We start from the raw sequence: 16,596 nt of genomic DNA, 5'->3' as shown, positions 1-16,596 counted from the left end.
GGCGCCGGGTCATGTTTCCGTGGACAGTTTTTTAGAGCACGTGCCGATCCGACCGGGGGCAGGACGCGGGCTCGCACCAGAGCAAAGGGGCTCAATCCGTTGACCAGGAAGATCATTCTCGACTGCGACCCGGGGCACGACGACGCGGTCGCGATGCTGCTCGCGCACGGCAATCCCGACATCGACCTGGTCGCCGTGACCACCGTCGTCGGGAACCAGACCCTGGAGAAGGTGACGCGCAACGCCCTCTCCGTGGCGGCGATCGCCGGCATCACCGGGGTGCCGTTCGCCGCGGGCTGCCCGCGGCCGCTGATCCGTACGATCGAGACCGCGCCCGAGATCCACGGCGACACGGGCCTCGACGGACCCGATCTCCCGGACGCCGCCTTCGAGCTCGACGAGCGGCACGCGGTGGACCTGATCATCGACACGGTGATGGCGCACGAGCCCGGTGAGATCACCATCGTGCCGACCGCGGGCCTCACGAACATCGCGCTCGCCGCCCGCAAGGAGCCGCGCATCGTCGAGCGCGTCCGCGAGGTCGTCCTGATGGGCGGCGGCTACCACGAGGGCAACTGGAGCCCGGTCGCCGAGTTCAACATCGTGATCGACCCCGAGGCCGCCCACATCGTCTTCAACGAGAAGTGGCCGGTCACGATGGTCGGGCTCGACCTCACCCACCAGGCGCTCGCCACCCCGGCCGTCGAGCAGAAGATCAAGGCCGTCGGCACGAAGCCCGCGCAGTTCGTGCTCGAACTGCTCGAGTTCTTCCGCGAGGCCTACCGCGAGAACCAGGGCTTCGAGCACCCGCCCGTGCACGACCCCTGCGCCGTCGCGTACGTCATCGACCCGAGCGTCATGACCGTCCGCAAGGCGCCCGTCGACATCGAGCTGCGCGGCTCCCTCACGCTCGGCATGACCGTCACCGACCTGCGCGCGCCCGCGCCCGACGACTGCCACACCCAGGTCGCCGTCGACCTGGACCACGAGCGGTTCTGGAACCTCGTCGTGGACGCGCTGGAGCGCATCGGTGAGCCCGAAGGGAACGGGGCGCCCGCAGCATGAACGTCGCCGCCTCCCCCCACTCCTCGGCCGGCGGCCCCGATGCGGGACGACCGGTCAGGATCGGCGCCCTCATGGTCGCGCTGCTCGCGGCCAGCTTCGCCTTCCAGCTCAACGCCTCGATGCTCAGCCCCGCGCTCGCGACGATGGCGGACGAGCTGGACACCACCGCGTCCGCGATCGGTGTCACGCAGACCGCGTTCTTCACGGCCGCCGCGCTGTTCTCGCTCTTCCTGCCGCGCCTCGGCGATCTGATCGGCCGCCGCAAGGTGCTCACCGGGATGATGGTCCTGATGGCCGTCGGGTGTGTGATCTCCGCGCTCGCGACCTCCGTCGGGATGCTCGCCGTGGGCCGTGTCATCCAGGGCGCCTCGGGCCCGACGATCCCGCTCGCCCTGATCATGCTGCGCGTCGAGATCCCGGACCCGAAGCGGTACGGCACCCTCATGGGCGTCGTCACCGCCGTCAACGGCGGCATCGCGGGCGTCGACTCGTTCGCGGGCGGCTCGCTCGCCGAGCACTACGGCTACGCGTCGATCTTCTGGGTCATGACCGCCTTCGCGGCCCTCTCGGCCCTGCTCGTACGCCTCTTCGCCCCGGAGTCCCGCGCGGCCGAGCGGCCGCCGATGGACTGGCCGGGCGTGCTGCTCCTGGTGATCTCCGTCGGCGCGCTCCTGATCGCCTTCAACGAGGCGGGCAAGCTGGCCGCGGCGAACTGGCCGCTGGCGGTCGGCCTGCTGGTCGTCGCCGTGCTCGCCTTCTGGGCGTTCTGGCGCATGGAGAACCGCTCCTCGCACCCGCTGGTCACCACGCACCTGCTGAGGCGCCGCGCGACCTGGTCGCTGCTCCTGTCCACCATGCTGACCATGACCGGCGTCTTCGCGATCATGAACGGTCTGCTGCCCGGCTTCGCGCAGGACACCTCGGTGGGGCTCGGCCTCGGCGCCGAGGGCGCGACCTGGTGGACGCTGACCCCGTACGCGCTCGCGGGCCTGGCCATGGGCCCGATCTCGGGACGCCTCGCGGCGACGTTCGGCTACGGCCGCATCCTGCGCACCGGACTGATCGCCACGGCGGTCTCGACGGTCCTGGCTCTGCTGACCCTCCAGACGGACTCGTCGGGCCTCGTCCTGGCGGTCTCGATCCTGCTGGGCGTCACGTACGCGGGCATGGCCAACATCATGCTGAACGGCCTCGGCATCGTGCTCTCCCCGCCCGAGAACCCCGGCTTCCTGCCGGGCCTCAACGCGGGCTGCTTCAACCTCGGCGCGGGCCTCAGCTTCGTGGTCCTGTACGCGGCGATGGACTCGGTCGCCCCCTCGGGCGGCACCTCGGTCGGCGGCTACAGCGCCGGTGTCGTGGCGGGTCTCGTGCTCATCGTGGCGGCCCTGTTCACGTCGCTGCTGATCCCGAAGCCGGTGCACGCGGAGGCGACGGACTGACCTACCGTTGAGGTCATGACCCTGGTTTCGTTCCTCACCGGCGCCGGCATCAGCACCGACTCCGGGATCCCGGACTACCGCGGCCCGAACGGTGTGTGGCGGAAGGATCCCGACGCCGAGAAGCTCGTCACGTACGGGTATTACATGAACGACCCGGAGATCCGGCGCCGCGCCTGGCAGGTGCGGCGCCGGGCCGTCACGCTGACCGCCGAGCCGAACGCGGCGCACCGGGCGATCGCGGAGCTCGACAGGTCCGGCGCCTCGGTCCGGGTCATCACGCAGAACGTCGACGGGCTGCACCAGCTCGCCGGCACGCCCACCCGCAAGGTGCTCGAACTGCACGGCTCTGCAAGGCAGTTCATGTGCACGGAGTGCGACACGCGCGGCCCCATGGCGGAGGCCCTCGCGCGTCTGGACGCGGGCGAGGACGACCCGCCGTGCCTCGTGTGCGGCGGCATCCTCAAGTCGACGACCGTGATGTTCGGCGAGAACCTCGACCCGCTGGTGCTCGGCGAGGCCGTCGAGGTCACCAAGGCGTCCGAGGTCTTCTTCGCCGTCGGATCCTCTCTCCAGGTCCATCCGGCGGCCGGACTCGCGGGCCTCGCCGCCGAGCACGGCGCCCGCCTGGTGGCGGTCAACGCCGAACCGACCCCGTACGACGACGTGGCCGACGAGGTCGTACGGGAGCCGATCGGGACCGCGGTGCCGCGGCTGCTCCGTGAACTCGCCGATGCGTAGGTCTCGCTGCGCACGCCCTCTGCGTCCGGCAGGCTGAGGGCAGCGACCTACGAGAGGCGGTACCCGATGAAGCTGGTGGTGCAGGAGTTCCTGACGCTGGACGGTGTGTCGCAGGGTCCGGGCTCCCCCGACGAGGACACCAGTGACGGGTTCACGCGCGGCGGCTGGTTCGTGCCGTACGTGGACGAGGAGTTCATGGGGATCGCCGAAGGCTGGCTCGGCCGGGCGGACGGGCTGCTGTTCGGGCGCCGGACGTACGAGAACTTCGCGCGGGACTGGCCGACGATGACCGACCACCCCTTCGCCCCGATCATGAACGGCCTGCCGAAGTACGTCGCCGCCCAGAGCCTGGCCGAGGCCGACTGGAGCCCGACCACGATCCTGGCGGGCAACATCGCCGCCGAGGTCGACGCGCTGAAGCAGCAACCCGGTCGTGAGCTGCAGATCCACGGCAGCGCACGGCTCGCCCAGTCGCTCCTCGCGGCAGGCCTCGTCGACGAGCTGCGGCTCGCGATCGCCCCGGTCGTGGTGGGCCGGGGCCGCCGCCTGTTCCCGGACGGCGGCACCCCGGCGGGCCTGCACCCGATCAGCCAGCGCTCCACGGCGGGCGGCCTCTCCGTGCACGTCTTCGAGACGGCGGGGATGCCGGCGTACGGGGTGTACGGAGGCTAGAACAGGGCGTCGGCCGTGGCGGAGGAGCGCTCGAAGTCCAGCAGCCGGCGCTTGCGGTCGAGGCCGCCGCCGTAGCCGGTGAGGTCGCCGTTCGCGCCGATGACGCGGTGGCAGGGGACGATGACGCCGATGGGGTTCTTGCCGTTGGCGAGGCCCACGGCGCGCGAGGCCTTCGGCTTTCCGAGCGCCTCGGCCAGCTCCCCGTACGTACGGGTCCCGCCGTACGGGATCCGCTGGAGCTCTGCCCAGACGGAGCGCTGGAACGGGGTGCCGTGCAGGTCCAGTGGCAGGTCGAACTCCGTCAACTCGCCCTGGAAATAGGCGTTGAGCTGGTCGATGACCGGGCCGAAGGAACGCTCGTCGCGGACGCCGAAGGTCTCGTCGGCGGGGCGGTGGCGCTGGTCGGTCATATAGAGGCCGGAGAGGGTCGCGTCGGTGGCGACGAGGGTGAGCGGGCCGTAGGGGCTGTCGATGACCGTGTGCTGCTTGTGCGTGTGCATGGCGTGCATCCCTTACGTGGGAAGGAAGTTGATCGGGTGGCTGTCCGTGGCCCACAGGTACTGGGTCGCGTACGCGCGCCAGGGCCGCCAGGCCGCCGCCCGGGCGGTCAGCGCCGCCGGGGTGTGGGGCAGGCCCAACTCCTGGGCGGCGCGGCGCATTCCGAGGTCGGTGGGCAGGAACGCGTCCGGGTCGCCGAGGGCGCGCATGGCGATCGCCTCGATGGTCCAGGGGCCGAATCCGGGCAGCTCGGAGAGCCGGGCGCGAGCCTCTTCCCAGTCGGACTCTGGGCCCAACTTCAGGTCGCCGTCGGCCAGTTGGCGTACGAGGGTGGTGAGGGTCGTGCGGCGGCTGCGGGGCAGCGCGAGCGACTCCGGGTCGAGGGAGGCGAGGTCCTTCGGGGACGGGAAGAGGTGGGTGAGGCCGCCCTCGGGGTCGTCGACGGGTTCGCCGTGGGCGAGGACCAGGCGGGCGGCGTGGGTGCGGGCGGCGGCCGTCGAGACCTGCTGGCCGAGGACCGCGCGGACCGCGAACTCGGCCTCGTCGACGGTGCGCGGCACCCTGCGGCCGGGCGCCTTGTCGACGAGCGGGGCGAGCAGCGGGTCGGTGCGCAGCTGCTCGTCCACGGCGACCGGGTCCGCGTCCAGGTCCAGCATGCGGCGGCAGCGGCTGATGGCCACGGTGAGGTCGCGCTGGTCGGTGAGGATCAGGCGGCAGGCGACGTACGTGGCCGTGGACACGGTCGGCGGGGTGAGCGTCGCGATGCCGTGGCCGTGCGGCAGGCGGAGGGTGCGGCGGTAGGAGCCGTCGCGCCACTCCTCGACGCCGGGTACGGCCGTCGCGGCGAGGTGGCCGAAGAGGTTGTCGGGGTTGAGGGGTGCGCGGAAGGGGAGCCGGAGCGTGATCGCGCCGGCCACGGTGTCCGCCTCCCGCTGCGGCCTGCGGGCGCGCAGTTCGCTCGGGGAGAGGGCGTAGACCTCGCGGACCGTGTCGTTGAAGGTCCGGATCGAGGCGAAGCCGGATGCGAACGCGACCTCGGAGAGCGGGAGTTGGGTGGTCTCGATCAGCAGGCGAGCCGTCTGGGCCCGCTGGGCGCGGGCCAGGGCGAGCGGGCCGGCGCCCAGCTCGGCGAGGAGCTGCCGCTCGATCTGGCGGGCGCTGTAGCCGAGGCGGCGGGCGAGTCCGGGGACGCCGTCGCGGTCCACCACGCCGTCGCCGATGAGGCGCATGGCGCGGGCGGTGAGGTCGGCGCGGGCGTTCCACTCCGGGGAGCCGGGGGTGCTGTCGGGGCGGCACCGCTTGCAGGCCCGGAATCCGGCCTGCTGGCAGGCGGCGGCGCTCGGGTAGAACCGCATGTTGCGGGGCTTGGGCGGCACGACCGGGCAGCCGGGGCGGCAGTAGATGCGGGTGGTGACGACGGCGGTGAAGAAGACGCCGTCGAAACGGGTGTCCTTGGCCTGTACTGCGCGTACGCAGCGGTCCGTGTCGGTGTGCATGCGTCTAGCGTCGGGCATGGTGGGCGGGTTGGCTGGCGAGAATGCGACATCGACGTCGGACGTCCCTACGTCTCGGGGCTCCGCCCCGGACCCCGCGAGTCTCGTCCCAGAGCGGGGCTTGATTTGCCCGAGCCGCTCGAATGGCCACCGTCGCTTGATAGGGCACGATCGAACGCCTCACGCGCTCGATCGTCGAAGACCACGAACCTGATCTCCTCCACGCCCGCCGGACAGGCGTCCCGGACCGTCTCCACCGCGATCCGTGCTCCGTCCTCCAGGGGCCATCCGTAGATGCCAGTGGAGATCGCCGGGAACGCCACCACGCGTGCGTGGAGCTCGTCCGCCACGCGGAGCGATTCGCGGTAGCAGGACGCGAGGAGGTCGGAGCGGTCCTCCGTTGTCGACCAGCGGGGGCCCACCGTGTGGATGACGTAGCGGGCCGGGAGGCGGCCCGCCGTCGTCGCGACCGCCTGGCCCGTCGGCAGGCCCTTGCCGTACTGCGAGGCGCGCAGGGCGCGGCATTCGGCGAGGATCTCGGGGCCGCCGGCCCGGTGGATGGCACCGTCCACTCCCCCGCCGCCGAGCAGCGAGGAGTTGGCCGCGTTGACGATCGCGTCCACCTCCTGCTCGGTGATGTCGCCCTGGACCAGCACCAGTTGAGGGTTGTGACGAGCGGTCATGACGCGCGCAGCCTCCTCCACACCGCCTTCGCGGCATTGTGCCCCGACATCCCGTGGACTCCCGGCCCCGGTGGGGACGCCGACGAGCAGATGTACACGGCGGGGTGCGGGGTGGTGTACGGGGACAGGGAGAGCTTCGGGCGCAGGAGGAGCTGGAGGCCGCTGGCCGCGCCGGAGGCGATGTCGCCGCCTACGTAGTTGGCGTTGCGGACCGCGAGTTCGGGTGGGCCCGCCGTCGCGCGCGCGAGGACCAGGTCCCTGAACCCCGGTGCGAAGCGCTCCAGTTGGCGCTCGATGGCGTCCGTGAGGTCACCGTCCCAGCCGTTCGGCACGTGCCCGTACGCCCAGAAGGTGTGCTTGCCCGCGGGTGCGCGCGTGGGGTCGGCGACGGTCGGCTGCACCGTGATCAGGAACGGCGCCTCGGGGCCGCGGCCCTCGCGCGACGCCGCGTTCAGCGCCCTGCCGATGTCCGAGCGGTACGGGCCGACCTGCACCGTCCCCGCGGTCCTGGCCTCCTTCGCGGTCCACGGCACCGGCCCGTCGAGCGCGTAGTCGACCTTGAAGACGCTCGCCCCGTACCGGAAACGGTCGTAATAGCGGCCGAGCCCGGCGATCCTGGCGACGGCCGTCGGCGACGTGTCGAAGATGTAGGCGCGGGCGGGCGGCAGGTCGTCGAGCCGCTTCACCTCGTAGTCGGTGTGGATGGCGCCGCCGAGGTCCCTCAGGTACCCGGCGAGCGCGTCGGAGATCGCCTGGGAGCCGCCGCGCGCGACGGGCCACCCGCGCGCGTGGGCAGCGAGGGCGAAGACCAGGCCGATCGCGGAGGTCGCGAAGCCGCCGAGCGGCGCGATGACGTGGGCGACGAGGCCCGAGAGCAGGGCGGGGGCCTTCTCGTCGCGGAAGCGGCGCATCAGCCACGTCGACGGCGGCAGGCCGACGAGTCCGAACCGGGCGAGGGTGACCGGGTCGCGGGGCAGCGCGCTGAGCGGCAGCGACATGAAGTCCCTGACCAGGGTGTCCCAGTGCGGGAGCAGGGGTTCGATCAGGCGCCGGTACGTGCCCGCGTCGCGCGGGCCGAACGATGCCGCGGTCTCGGCGACGGACCGGGACAGTATGGCCGCGCTGCCGTCGGGGAACGGGTGCGCCATCGGCAGTTCGTGCTGGACCCAGTCGAGGCCGTACCGGTCCAGGGGCAGGTCCCTGAACGCCGGGGAGTTGATGCCCAGGGGGTGCGCGGCCGAGCACGGGTCGTGGCGGAACCCGGGGAGCGTCAGCTCCTCCGTGCGGGCGCCGCCGCCCACCGTGCCCTCGGCCTCGAACACGGCAACGGAGAAGCCGCGCCTGGCCAGTTCAACGGCTGCGGTCAGCCCGTTCGGCCCCGCACCCACGACGACGGCATCGAGCATCGACGGCACCTTCGGACTCCTTTGTCAGCCGATGGCCACTCCCAGGACAGGATATGCCGGGCCACCCGACGACTCCGCAGTGCGGGTCAGCCTGCCAGCAATCCCGCCACGCGCCGGGTGGTGTCCGCGTCCCGCGCCGCCGTGAACGGCAGCGCGTTTCCGCCGCGGATCGAGAACGGGATTCCGTCGCGCGTGAGGTGTGCGCCGCCGGCCTCCTCGACCAGGAGGATCCCGGCCGCGTGGTCCCAGGCCAGCTCCCAGCCGAACGCGATCGCGTCGACGGTGCCGCGGGCGATGCCCAGGTACTCCAGGCCCGCCGAACCGCACGGGCGCGGCGCGACGCCGTCCGTGTGCAGGCCCAGCAAGGAGCGCTTCTGCTCGTCGGTCGTGAAGTCGGGGTGCGAGGTCGCGACCCGCAGGTCGGTGCCGGGTGCCGGGGGTCCGGCGTGCAGCACCTCTCCGTTGAGCCGCGCGCCCCGGCCGCGGACCGCCACGGCCATTTCGTCGAGCGCGGGCGCGTACGTCCAGGAGGCGAGCACCACGCCGTCGAGCGCGAGGGCGACGAGGGTGCAGAAGCCGGGGTCGCCGTGCACGAACTGGCGGGTCCCGTCGACCGGGTCGACGATCCAGACCGGGGCGGTGCCCTGGAGCGCCTCGTAGGAGCCCGGGTCCGCGGCGACCGCTTCCTCGCCGACGACGACGGAGCCGGGCAGCAGAGCGGCGAGCTCGAGGGTGAGGTACTCCTCGGCGCGCTTGTCGGCGACCGTCACGAGGTCGTGCGGTGCGCTCTTCTCTTCGATCTCGTCGGCGGCGAGCTGCCGGAAGCGCGGGGTGATCTCGGCTGCCGCGGCGGCCCGGACGATGTCCTCGACGCCGGTCACGAGCTTGTGGTTGATGTGCGTGTTCAGAAAGTCCTCTGTGGTCGGAAAGTCTTCGATGCTTTCCGTCTTCGTTTCGATCATGTCTCCATGAGAACACAGCCCACTGACAACGCCCTCACGGCAGGTGAACGGCGGGCGACACCTCGAAGACATCCGGGTGCCGCCCACCGTCCGTGACGGGTCAGCGACCGACCGCGTAGCCCTGCATGCCGCGCGGGTTCGCCGCCGCCGACAGGACGCCGGTGCGCGGGTCGCGGGCGACGGCGCACAGGCGGCCCTCGGACCAGGCGTCGCCGACGGTCACGTCGTGGCCGCGGCGGCGCAGCTCGGCGACGACGTCCTCGCCGATCCGCGACTCGACGGTGACCGATCCCGGCCGCATGCCGCGGGGGAAGAAGGAGCCGGGGAACGAGTCGTTGTGCCAGTTCGGGGCGTCGATGGCGCCCTGGAGGTCGAGCCCGCCGCGCACCGTCCCACGCAGCGCCACCGCCAGGAAGAAGTGCACCTGCCACTGGTCCTGCTGGTCGCCGCCGGGCGTGCCGAAGGCCATGACCGGGACGCCGTCCTTCAGGGCGAGGGACGGGGTGAGCGTGGTGCGGGGGCGCTTCCCGGGCGTGAGCGAGTTCGGCAGGCCCTCGTCCAGCCAGGCCATCTGGAGGCGGGTGCCGAGCGGGAAGCCCAGCTCGGGGACGACCGGGTTGGCCTGGAGCCAGCCGCCGGAGGGCGTGGCGGCGACCATGTTGCCCCAGCGGTCGACGATGTCGATGTGGCAGGTGTCACCGCGGGTGGCGCCGTTCGCGGACACCTCCTCGTCCGAGGTGGACTTCTGCACGGTGGGCTCGCCCGCGCCCGCGACGCCCATGGCGTCGAAGCCCTCCTCGCCCGCGGCGACCGCGTCGGCGTGCGCGCTCAGGCGCGGCTCGGCGCCCAGCGGGCTGCCCGGACGCAGCTCGTGGGAGGCCTTCTCCGGGTCGATGAGGGCGCGGCGCGCGGCGTTGTACTCGTCGGACAGCAGCGCGTACACGGGGACGTCGGCCGCGTCGCCGTACCAGGCCTCGCGGTCCGCCATCGCGAGCTTGCAGCCCTCGACGAGCAGGTGGACGTAGTCGGCGGACCCGTAGGCGGGCAGCTCGGGCGGGAGCAGGGCGAGCTGCTGGAGGAAGGCGGGGCCCTGGCTCCAGCCGCCGGCCTTGCACAGCGTCCAGCCGTTCCACTCGTACGTCGCCGGGGCCTCGTAGGACGCCGACCAGCCGGCGAGGTCCTCGGCGGTCAGCGTGCCGACGTGCCGCTCGCCGCTGGTGTCCTTCGTGGGCCGCTGCGACTGGCGGACCAGCGCCTCGGCGATGAAGCCCTCGCGCCACACCTTGCGGGCGGCCTCGATCTGGGCGACCCGGTTGGCACTGCCGGCGCCGCCGGCCTCCTCGGACTCGGCTATGACGCGCTTCCAGGTGGCGGCGAGCTTCTGGTTGCGCAGCAGCTCACCGGGCTTGGGGGACTTGCCGTCGGCCAGGTAGACCTCGGCGGACGAGGGCCACTCGGTCTCGAAGAGCTCGCGTACGGTCTCGACGGTCTCGCCGACGCGCTCCACGGGCGCGTGCCCGTCCTCGGCGTACCCGATGGCGTACTTGAGGACGTCGGCGAGGGTCTTGGTGCCGTGGTCCTTCAGGAGGAGCATCCAGGCGTCGAACGCGCCGGGGACGGCGGCCGCGAGGGGTCCCGTACCGGGGACGAGGTCCAGGCCGAGGGACTTGTAGTGCGCGACGGTGGCTCCCGCCGGTGCCCCGCCCTGCCCGCACAGCACCTGCACCTCTCCCCCGGTCGGCGCCAGGATGATCGGCACCTCGCCGGCGGGCCCGTTCAGGTGCGGCTCCACGACGTGCAGCACGAAGCCCGCGGCGACGGCGGCGTCGTAGGCGTTGCCGCCGTCCTCGAGGACCGCCATCGCGGACTGGGAGGCGAGGTAGTGCGTGGAGGACACCATGCCGAAGGTGCCCTGCAGGGTCGGGCGGGTCGTGAACAAGGAAGCTCCTAGCGGGAGGCGGTGCGGGTGCTGGGGATCGTACGAGACGCTGTCGACAGTTCGTCCGGCGGTGCGGCCGCGTCCGGGGCCGTGCCGTCGTCGCCGACGAGGTGGCAGGAGACTTCCCGGCCGCCCTCCAGCGTGCGCAGCGCCGGGATTTCGGTGCGGCAGCGGTCGACGGCGAGCGGGCAGCGCGTGTGGAAGCGGCAGCCGGCGGGCGGGGCCAGGGGGCTGGGCAACTCGCCGCTGAGGACGATGCGTTGGCGGCTGCGCTGCGTGGTCGGGTCGGGGACCGGTGCGGCCGAGAGCAGCGCCTGCGTGTAGGGGTGCTTCGGGTCCGCGAACAGCTCCTTCGTGGGCGCCTGTTCGACGATCTGGCCCAGGTACATGACGGCGATCCGGTCGGCGAGGTACTCGACGGCCGCGAGGTCGTGCGTGATGAACAGGCAACCGAAGCCGCGGTCGCGCTGCAGGTCGGCGAGGAGGTTGAGGACCGAGGCCTGCACGGACACGTCGAGCGCGGAGGTCGGCTCGTCGGCGATCAGCAGATCCGGCTCGACGGACAGCGCGCGGGCGATGGAGATGCGCTGGCGCTGGCCGCCGGAGAGTTCGTGCGGGTGCCGGTCGGCGTGCTCGGGGCGCAGCCCCACCTGGTCGAGGAGTTCGGCCACACGCGCGCGTGCCGCCTCGCCCTTCGCGATGCCGTGCAGCTTGAGCGGCTCGGCGACGATCTGGCCGACGGTCATCCGCGGGTCGAGCGAGGACGAGGGGTCCTGGAAGACCAGGTGGAAGTCCTTGCGCAGCGGCCGCAGGGCGCGCCGGGACATGGTGGTCACGTCGGTGCCGTTGATGCGCACGGTGCCGCCGGTCGGATCGTCGAGGCGGACGGCGCAGCGTCCGACGGTCGACTTGCCGCTGCCGGACTCGCCGACGAGGCCGACGACCTCGCCGCGCCCGACGGTCAAGGAGACGCCGTCGGCGGCGCGCACGGTGCCGGTGGATCCCGCGAAGTGACGTTCCAGGTCGGTGAGTTCGAGGACCGGTGTGCTCTGACCGGGCTTGTCGGGGCTCATGAAGCGGTCTCCTGGAGGGTGTGCGGGTGCCAGCAGGCGGCGCGGTGCGGGGCGTCGGCCCCGGCGTCCGCGGCGACGGCCTTGAGGCCGGGACGGCTCGACGTACAGGTGTCGTCGGCGCGGGCGCAGCGCGGCGCGAACGTGCAGGCCTCGGGCTGGGAGTCGAGGCTCGGCACGAGTCCGGGGATCTCGGGGAGCCGCCGCTTGCCCTCGCCGCCGGGCCGCAGCACGGCGGAGAGCAGCCCGCGCGTGTACGGGTGCTTGGGGTCGGCGAACAGCTCGTGCACCGGCGCCTGTTCGACCGGCCGGCCCGCGTACATGACGAGCACCCGGTCGGCGGTGTCGGCCACCACGCCGAGGTCGTGCGTGATGAGGACGATGGCGGTGCCGAGCCGCTCGCGCAGCGCCTGGAGCACCTCCAGGATGCCCGCCTGCACGGTCACGTCGAGCGCGGTCGTCGGCTCGTCGGCGATGAGTACCGCCGGGTCGCAGGCCACCGCGATGGCGATCATGACGCGCTGGCGCATGCCGCCGGACAGCTGGTGCGGGTACTCGTCGACGCGCTCGGCCGGCGCGGGGATGCCCACGAGGTCGAGGAGTTCGACGGCACGCGCGCGTGCCTGCTTCTTGTTCAGCCCCTGGTGGCGGCGGAGCACTTCGCCGATCTGCCGCCCGATGGTGAGCACCGGGTTCAGGGACGTCATCGGCTCCTGGAAGATCATCGCGATCTCGTTGCCGCGGATCTTCCCGTACGCCCTGTCGTCCGCGCCCGCGAGCTCCTTGTCCCCGATCCGGACGGAGCCGGTGATGTGCGCGGTGGGCGGGAGGAGTCCCATGACGGCCATGGAGGTGACGGACTTGCCGCAGCCCGACTCCCCCACCACGGCGAGCACTTCACCGGCGCGCAGGTCGAAGGAGACCTGGTCGACGGCGTGCACGGTGCGGGTGTCGGAGCGGAAGGACACCGACAGGTCCCGGACGCTGAGGACTGGTTCGGAGGTCTCAGAGGTCATCGGGTCGCTCCACGGGGGTCGAGGACGTCGCGCAGGCCGTCGCCGAGCAGGTTGAACGCCAGCGTCGCGGCGACGACCGCGAGGCCGGGGAACACCGCCATCCAGGGCGCGGGCGCGAGGAAGGACTGGGCGGACGACAGCATCACGCCGAGGGACGGCTCGGGCGGCTGCACGCCGAGGCCGAGGAAGCTGAGCAGGGCCTCGCCGATGATGGCGGTGGGGATGCCCACGGTGGCCTGCACGATCAGCGCCGAGGTGGCGTTGGGCAGGATGTGCCGGAACAGGATGGTGCCGTCGCCGCCTCCGTTGGCGACGGCCGCGGCCACGTAGTCCACGTGCTTGAGGCGGAGCGTCTCGGCGCGGGAGATCCGGATGACGGCCGGGATCTGCGAGATGCCGATGGCGATGGTCGCGTTGGTGAGCGAGGGGCCGAGGACGGCGGCGAGGCCGACGGCCAGGACCAGGAAGGGGAAGGCGAGCATCGTGTCGGTGACGCGGGACACGACGCTGTCGGCGAGCTTGCCGTAGTACCCGGCGAGCAGGCCGAGCGGGACGCCGACGACGAAGGCGAGCACGACGGCGAGCACGCCGACCTGCATCGAGGCGCGGGCCCCGAACACGACGCGGGACAGCTGGTCGCGCCCGAGGTCGTCGGTGCCCAGCCAGTGCGCCCAGCTCGGCGCGGCGAGCACGTCCTCGAAGTTGGCGCGCGCGGGGTCGTACGGCGCGACGAGCGGCGCGAACAGCGCGGCGAGCACGAAGATCGCGGCGATGACGGCGCCGGTCATGGCGAGCTTGTTCTTGCGCAGGGCGCGCAGCTTGCCGCTCTTGGCGGCGCGGGCCCGTATTCCCGTCAGGGCGATGGTGGTCACCGGGCACCTCCGAGCCGGATGCGCGGGTCGATGACCGAGTACGCCACGTCGACCAGCAGGTTGATGAAGATGTACGCGAACGACGTGCACAGCACCACGCCTTGCAGCGTCGCGTAGTCACGCGTGAAGACGGCGTCGATGGTGAGCTTGCCGAAGCCGGGGAGCACGAAGATCTGCTCGGTGACGACCGCGCCGGAGATCAGGTGACCGAGCTGCAGGCCGAGCACGGTGACGACGGTGACGAGCGAGTTGCGCAGGGCGTGCCCGCCGACCACCTCGCGGCGCGAGAGGCCCTTGGCGCGGGCGGTGCGCACGTAGTCCGCGGAGAGCGAGTCGAGCATCGCGGCGCGGGTCTGCCGCATGACGACGGCGGCGAGCCCCGAGCCGAGGACGATCGCGGGCAGCACCATGCGGCGCAGGTTGTCGATCGGGTCGGTGCCGAACGGGACGAAGCCGGAGGCCGCGAAGACCGGCACGGCGATCGCGAAGGCGAGGACCAGGACGATACCGAGCCAGAACGTCGGCACCGAAAGACCGAGCAGCGCAAGGGCGTTGGCGATCCACTCGGCGGTCTTGCCGCGGCGCACGGCGGCGACGACACCGGCGCCGACACCCAGGACGATCGCCAACAGCAGGGAGAGCGCGGCGAGTTCGAGGGTGACGGGCAGCGCCTGCGCGATGGCGTCGGAGACCGGGAGCCCGGTGCGGGAGGAGTTGCCCAGGTCGCCCTGGAGCGCATGCCCGATGAACCGGCCGTACTGGACCACGATGTTGTCGTCGAGCCCGTACGAGGAGCGGATCGCGGCCAGCGCCTTCGGACTGCGCTCCTCACCGGCGAGCGCGAGCGCCGGGTCGCCGGGCAGCGCGCGGATGCCGGCGAACACGACGATCGACACGAGGAACATCGTGATGACGGACTGCCGGATGCGGGTGAGGACGTACTTGGCCATCGGATGCCCGGCGAGCAGCCCGGACTTCTTCAACGTGGCCTTCTTTGCGGCCACTTGAGCGGTCGTCACTTGACGTACCCCGCATCCTTGACTCGGACGAGGCCGTCGCCGTAGACGTGCAGACCCGCGACGTCCTTCCCGGTGACGACGTAGTTCTTCTGGCGGTAGAGGTAGATCAGGGTGTGCTCGGCGTTCACCTTGCGGATCAGCTCGGCGTAGATCTTGTCGCGCTCGGCGGGGTCGGACTCGGTGCGGCCGCGCTTGATCAGCTCGTCGATCTCGGGGTTGCCAAGACCGTAGGCGTTCATCGCGCCCTTGGTCTGGAGGAAGCTCGCGATGTTGCCGTCCGGGTCGAGGCGTCCGGACCAGCCGCTCTGGAAGGCCTGGTACTGCCCGTTGTCGGTCTCCTCGAGCATGGTGGCGTACTCGGTGGGGCGCAGCGTGAGGGCGAACCCGGCGTCCTTGACCATGGCCTGGATCACCTGGCCGATGCGACTCCACTCGGGCGTCGTGGGGATCTTCAGCTCCACGTGCACGGCACCCTTGACGCCCGCCGCCTTCAACAGCCGCTTCGCCTTGGGGACATCGCGCTTCGGGCACTGCGAGGCCTTGACGCCGGGCGCGATCGCGGACGCCGGGGACATCGGGCCGCAGGCGGGCTCGTACATGCCCTGGAACGCGACCTTGTTGATGAGGTCGCGGTCGATGGCCAGCTCGAAGGCCTCACGGACGCGAACGTCCTTCGCCATCACCGTGTCGACCTTGCCGGGCGCCTGGCCGAGGCCCTTGACGTTGCCGACGTTGATGCCGATGCCCTGGTAGCCGAGCGAGGGCGAGTTGAAGAGCCGCAGCTTGTTGTCGGTGAGCGCGCTCTTCACGTCGACCGGGACCATCTGGTCGCCGATCTGGACGTCGCCGGAGCGCAGGTTGGCGAGGCGGACGCTGCCGTCGGGGATCGGCTTGTAGATCACCTTGTCCAGGTGGACGTCCTTGGCGTCGTAGTAGTTCGGGTCCTTGGCGACCACGATGCGGTCACCGCCGACACGCTCGACGAACCGGTAGGGACCCACGCAGGACGGGTGGTTGGTGAAGTTCTTGCCGTACTTCTTGAGCGCGGTCGGCGACATCACCATGCCGGAGCGGTCGGCGAGCACCGCGGTCAGCGGCACGTACGGCTGCTTCAGGGTGAGCTTCACGCTGTACGGGCCCGTGGCCTTCGCCGACTTCAGCGGGCCGAGCTCGGTGGCGCGGGCGGAGCCGGCCAGGTCGCGGTGGCGCAGCAGGGAGGTGACGACGGCGTCGGCGTTCAGCCTGGTGCCGTCGCTGAACCTGGCGTCCTTGCGTACGTCGAAGGTGACGGTGCGGCCGTCCTTGGAGACCTCGGGCTCGTGGGTCGCGAGCTGCGGCACGACCTTCCCCTGCTCGTTGACGTCGTAGAGCTTCTCGCACATGCCCGCGAAGACGGTGCGGCCCACGAGGGTCTGGGCGAGGGTCGGGTCGAGCTTGTCGGGGTCGGCGTTGAGGGCCACGGTCAGCGTTCCGCCGTCACGGACCGGACGGTTGTCGGTCATCCGCTCCCCGCCCACCTCCGTGGCCGAGGACTGCAGGGAGCCGCAGGCCGACAAAGTGGACATCGCCAGGACAATTGCCGTCAGGGCAACCGCTTTTCGGCGCACGAGGGCTTACCTCCGCCAAGAGATGAGGGGTGGGCGATCGGTGAGCGATCAAGGAATACGGCAGAACGTATTTCGCATACAGTCCGCACACAAGAGGGTTGTCCGGGATCCGGACAA

14 protein-coding genes and 1 pseudogene are annotated in these 16,596 nt (G+C 71.7%); 4 read left to right on the top strand and 11 right to left on the bottom strand.

Annotated elements, in window-relative coordinates:
* The first annotated feature begins 99 nt into the window (after positions 1 to 99).
* The 4 genes from uriH (at position 100) to OHA73_RS33780 (ending at position 3,914) form a co-directional block, all read left to right on the top strand.
* Complete coding sequence (uriH, locus tag OHA73_RS33795) at positions 100 to 1,065, top strand: uridine-preferring nucleoside hydrolase UriH (RefSeq protein WP_327656935.1); 966 nt, start codon at positions 100 to 102, stop codon at positions 1,063 to 1,065.
* Positions 1,062 to 2,504: a uridine transporter UriT gene (gene uriT, locus OHA73_RS33790; protein ID WP_327656934.1), complete on the top strand. Its 1,443-nt coding sequence runs from the start codon at positions 1,062 to 1,064 to the stop codon at positions 2,502 to 2,504. Before uriH ends, uriT begins: the two co-directional genes overlap by 4 nt.
* Before the next feature lie 15 nt (positions 2,505 to 2,519).
* A complete protein-coding gene (locus OHA73_RS33785; protein ID WP_327656933.1) occupies positions 2,520 to 3,242 on the top strand; it encodes an SIR2 family NAD-dependent protein deacylase in 723 nt (240 codons plus the stop codon).
* Positions 3,243 to 3,308: 66 nt separating this feature from the next.
* Entirely contained in the window at positions 3,309 to 3,914 is a 606-nt protein-coding gene (locus OHA73_RS33780; protein ID WP_266715395.1) for a dihydrofolate reductase family protein, read from the top strand.
* Here the strand turns inward: OHA73_RS33780 and OHA73_RS33775 are convergent.
* From OHA73_RS33775 to OHA73_RS33725, 11 genes and pseudogenes are all read right to left on the bottom strand, one after another.
* A complete protein-coding gene (locus tag OHA73_RS33775) occupies positions 3,911 to 4,414 on the bottom strand; it encodes a methylated-DNA--[protein]-cysteine S-methyltransferase (RefSeq protein WP_327656932.1) in 504 nt (167 codons plus the stop codon). The two genes, OHA73_RS33780 and OHA73_RS33775, sit on opposite strands and share 4 nt — an antisense overlap.
* A gap of 12 nt (positions 4,415 to 4,426) precedes the next feature.
* Entirely contained in the window at positions 4,427 to 5,908 is a 1,482-nt protein-coding gene (locus OHA73_RS33770; protein WP_327656931.1) for an AlkA N-terminal domain-containing protein, read from the bottom strand.
* 164 nt (positions 5,909 to 6,072) lie between these two features.
* Positions 6,073 to 6,588: pseudogene (locus tag OHA73_RS33765) on the bottom strand (O-acetyl-ADP-ribose deacetylase); the annotation flags it as partial.
* Positions 6,585 to 7,994, bottom strand: coding sequence for a phytoene desaturase family protein (locus OHA73_RS33760; RefSeq protein ID WP_327658579.1), 1,410 nt, complete (start codon positions 7,992 to 7,994; stop codon positions 6,585 to 6,587). The pseudogene OHA73_RS33765 and the gene OHA73_RS33760, both read right to left, overlap by 4 nt.
* Positions 7,995 to 8,080: 86 nt before the next feature.
* Positions 8,081 to 8,956 carry an inositol monophosphatase family protein gene (locus tag OHA73_RS33755; protein WP_327656930.1) on the bottom strand — a complete coding sequence of 292 codons (876 nt, stop codon included), beginning with the start codon at positions 8,954 to 8,956 and terminating at the stop codon, positions 8,081 to 8,083.
* Between the two features lie 100 nt (positions 8,957 to 9,056).
* Entirely contained in the window at positions 9,057 to 10,895 is a 1,839-nt protein-coding gene (locus tag OHA73_RS33750; protein ID WP_327656929.1) for a gamma-glutamyltransferase family protein, read from the bottom strand.
* An 8-nt stretch (positions 10,896 to 10,903) separates the two neighbouring features.
* A complete protein-coding gene (locus OHA73_RS33745) occupies positions 10,904 to 11,968 on the bottom strand; it encodes an ABC transporter ATP-binding protein (RefSeq protein ID WP_266715390.1) in 1,065 nt (354 codons plus the stop codon).
* On the bottom strand, positions 11,965 to 12,981 hold the full coding sequence (locus OHA73_RS33740) for an ABC transporter ATP-binding protein (RefSeq protein ID WP_266715389.1): 1,017 nt from the start codon (positions 12,979 to 12,981) through the stop codon (positions 11,965 to 11,967). Before OHA73_RS33740 ends, OHA73_RS33745 begins: the two co-directional genes overlap by 4 nt.
* Positions 12,978 to 13,844, bottom strand: a complete 867-nt coding sequence (locus OHA73_RS33735) for an ABC transporter permease (protein ID WP_443063229.1) — start codon at positions 13,842 to 13,844, stop codon at positions 12,978 to 12,980. Before OHA73_RS33735 ends, OHA73_RS33740 begins: the two co-directional genes overlap by 4 nt.
* A 5-nt stretch (positions 13,845 to 13,849) precedes the next feature.
* Positions 13,850 to 14,803, bottom strand: coding sequence for an ABC transporter permease (locus OHA73_RS33730; protein WP_323179684.1), 954 nt, complete (start codon positions 14,801 to 14,803; stop codon positions 13,850 to 13,852).
* Positions 14,804 to 14,868: 65 nt separating this feature from the next.
* Positions 14,869 to 16,437, bottom strand: coding sequence for an ABC transporter substrate-binding protein (locus OHA73_RS33725; RefSeq protein WP_327656927.1), 1,569 nt, complete (start codon positions 16,435 to 16,437; stop codon positions 14,869 to 14,871).
* Positions 16,438 to 16,596: the final 159 nt, after the last annotated feature.

Origin of the sequence: Streptomyces sp. NBC_00483, assembly GCF_036013745.1 — a bacterium.
Lineage (GTDB): Bacteria > Actinomycetota > Actinomycetes > Streptomycetales > Streptomycetaceae > Streptomyces.
This window is presented reverse-complemented; position numbering and strand designations above follow the sequence as displayed.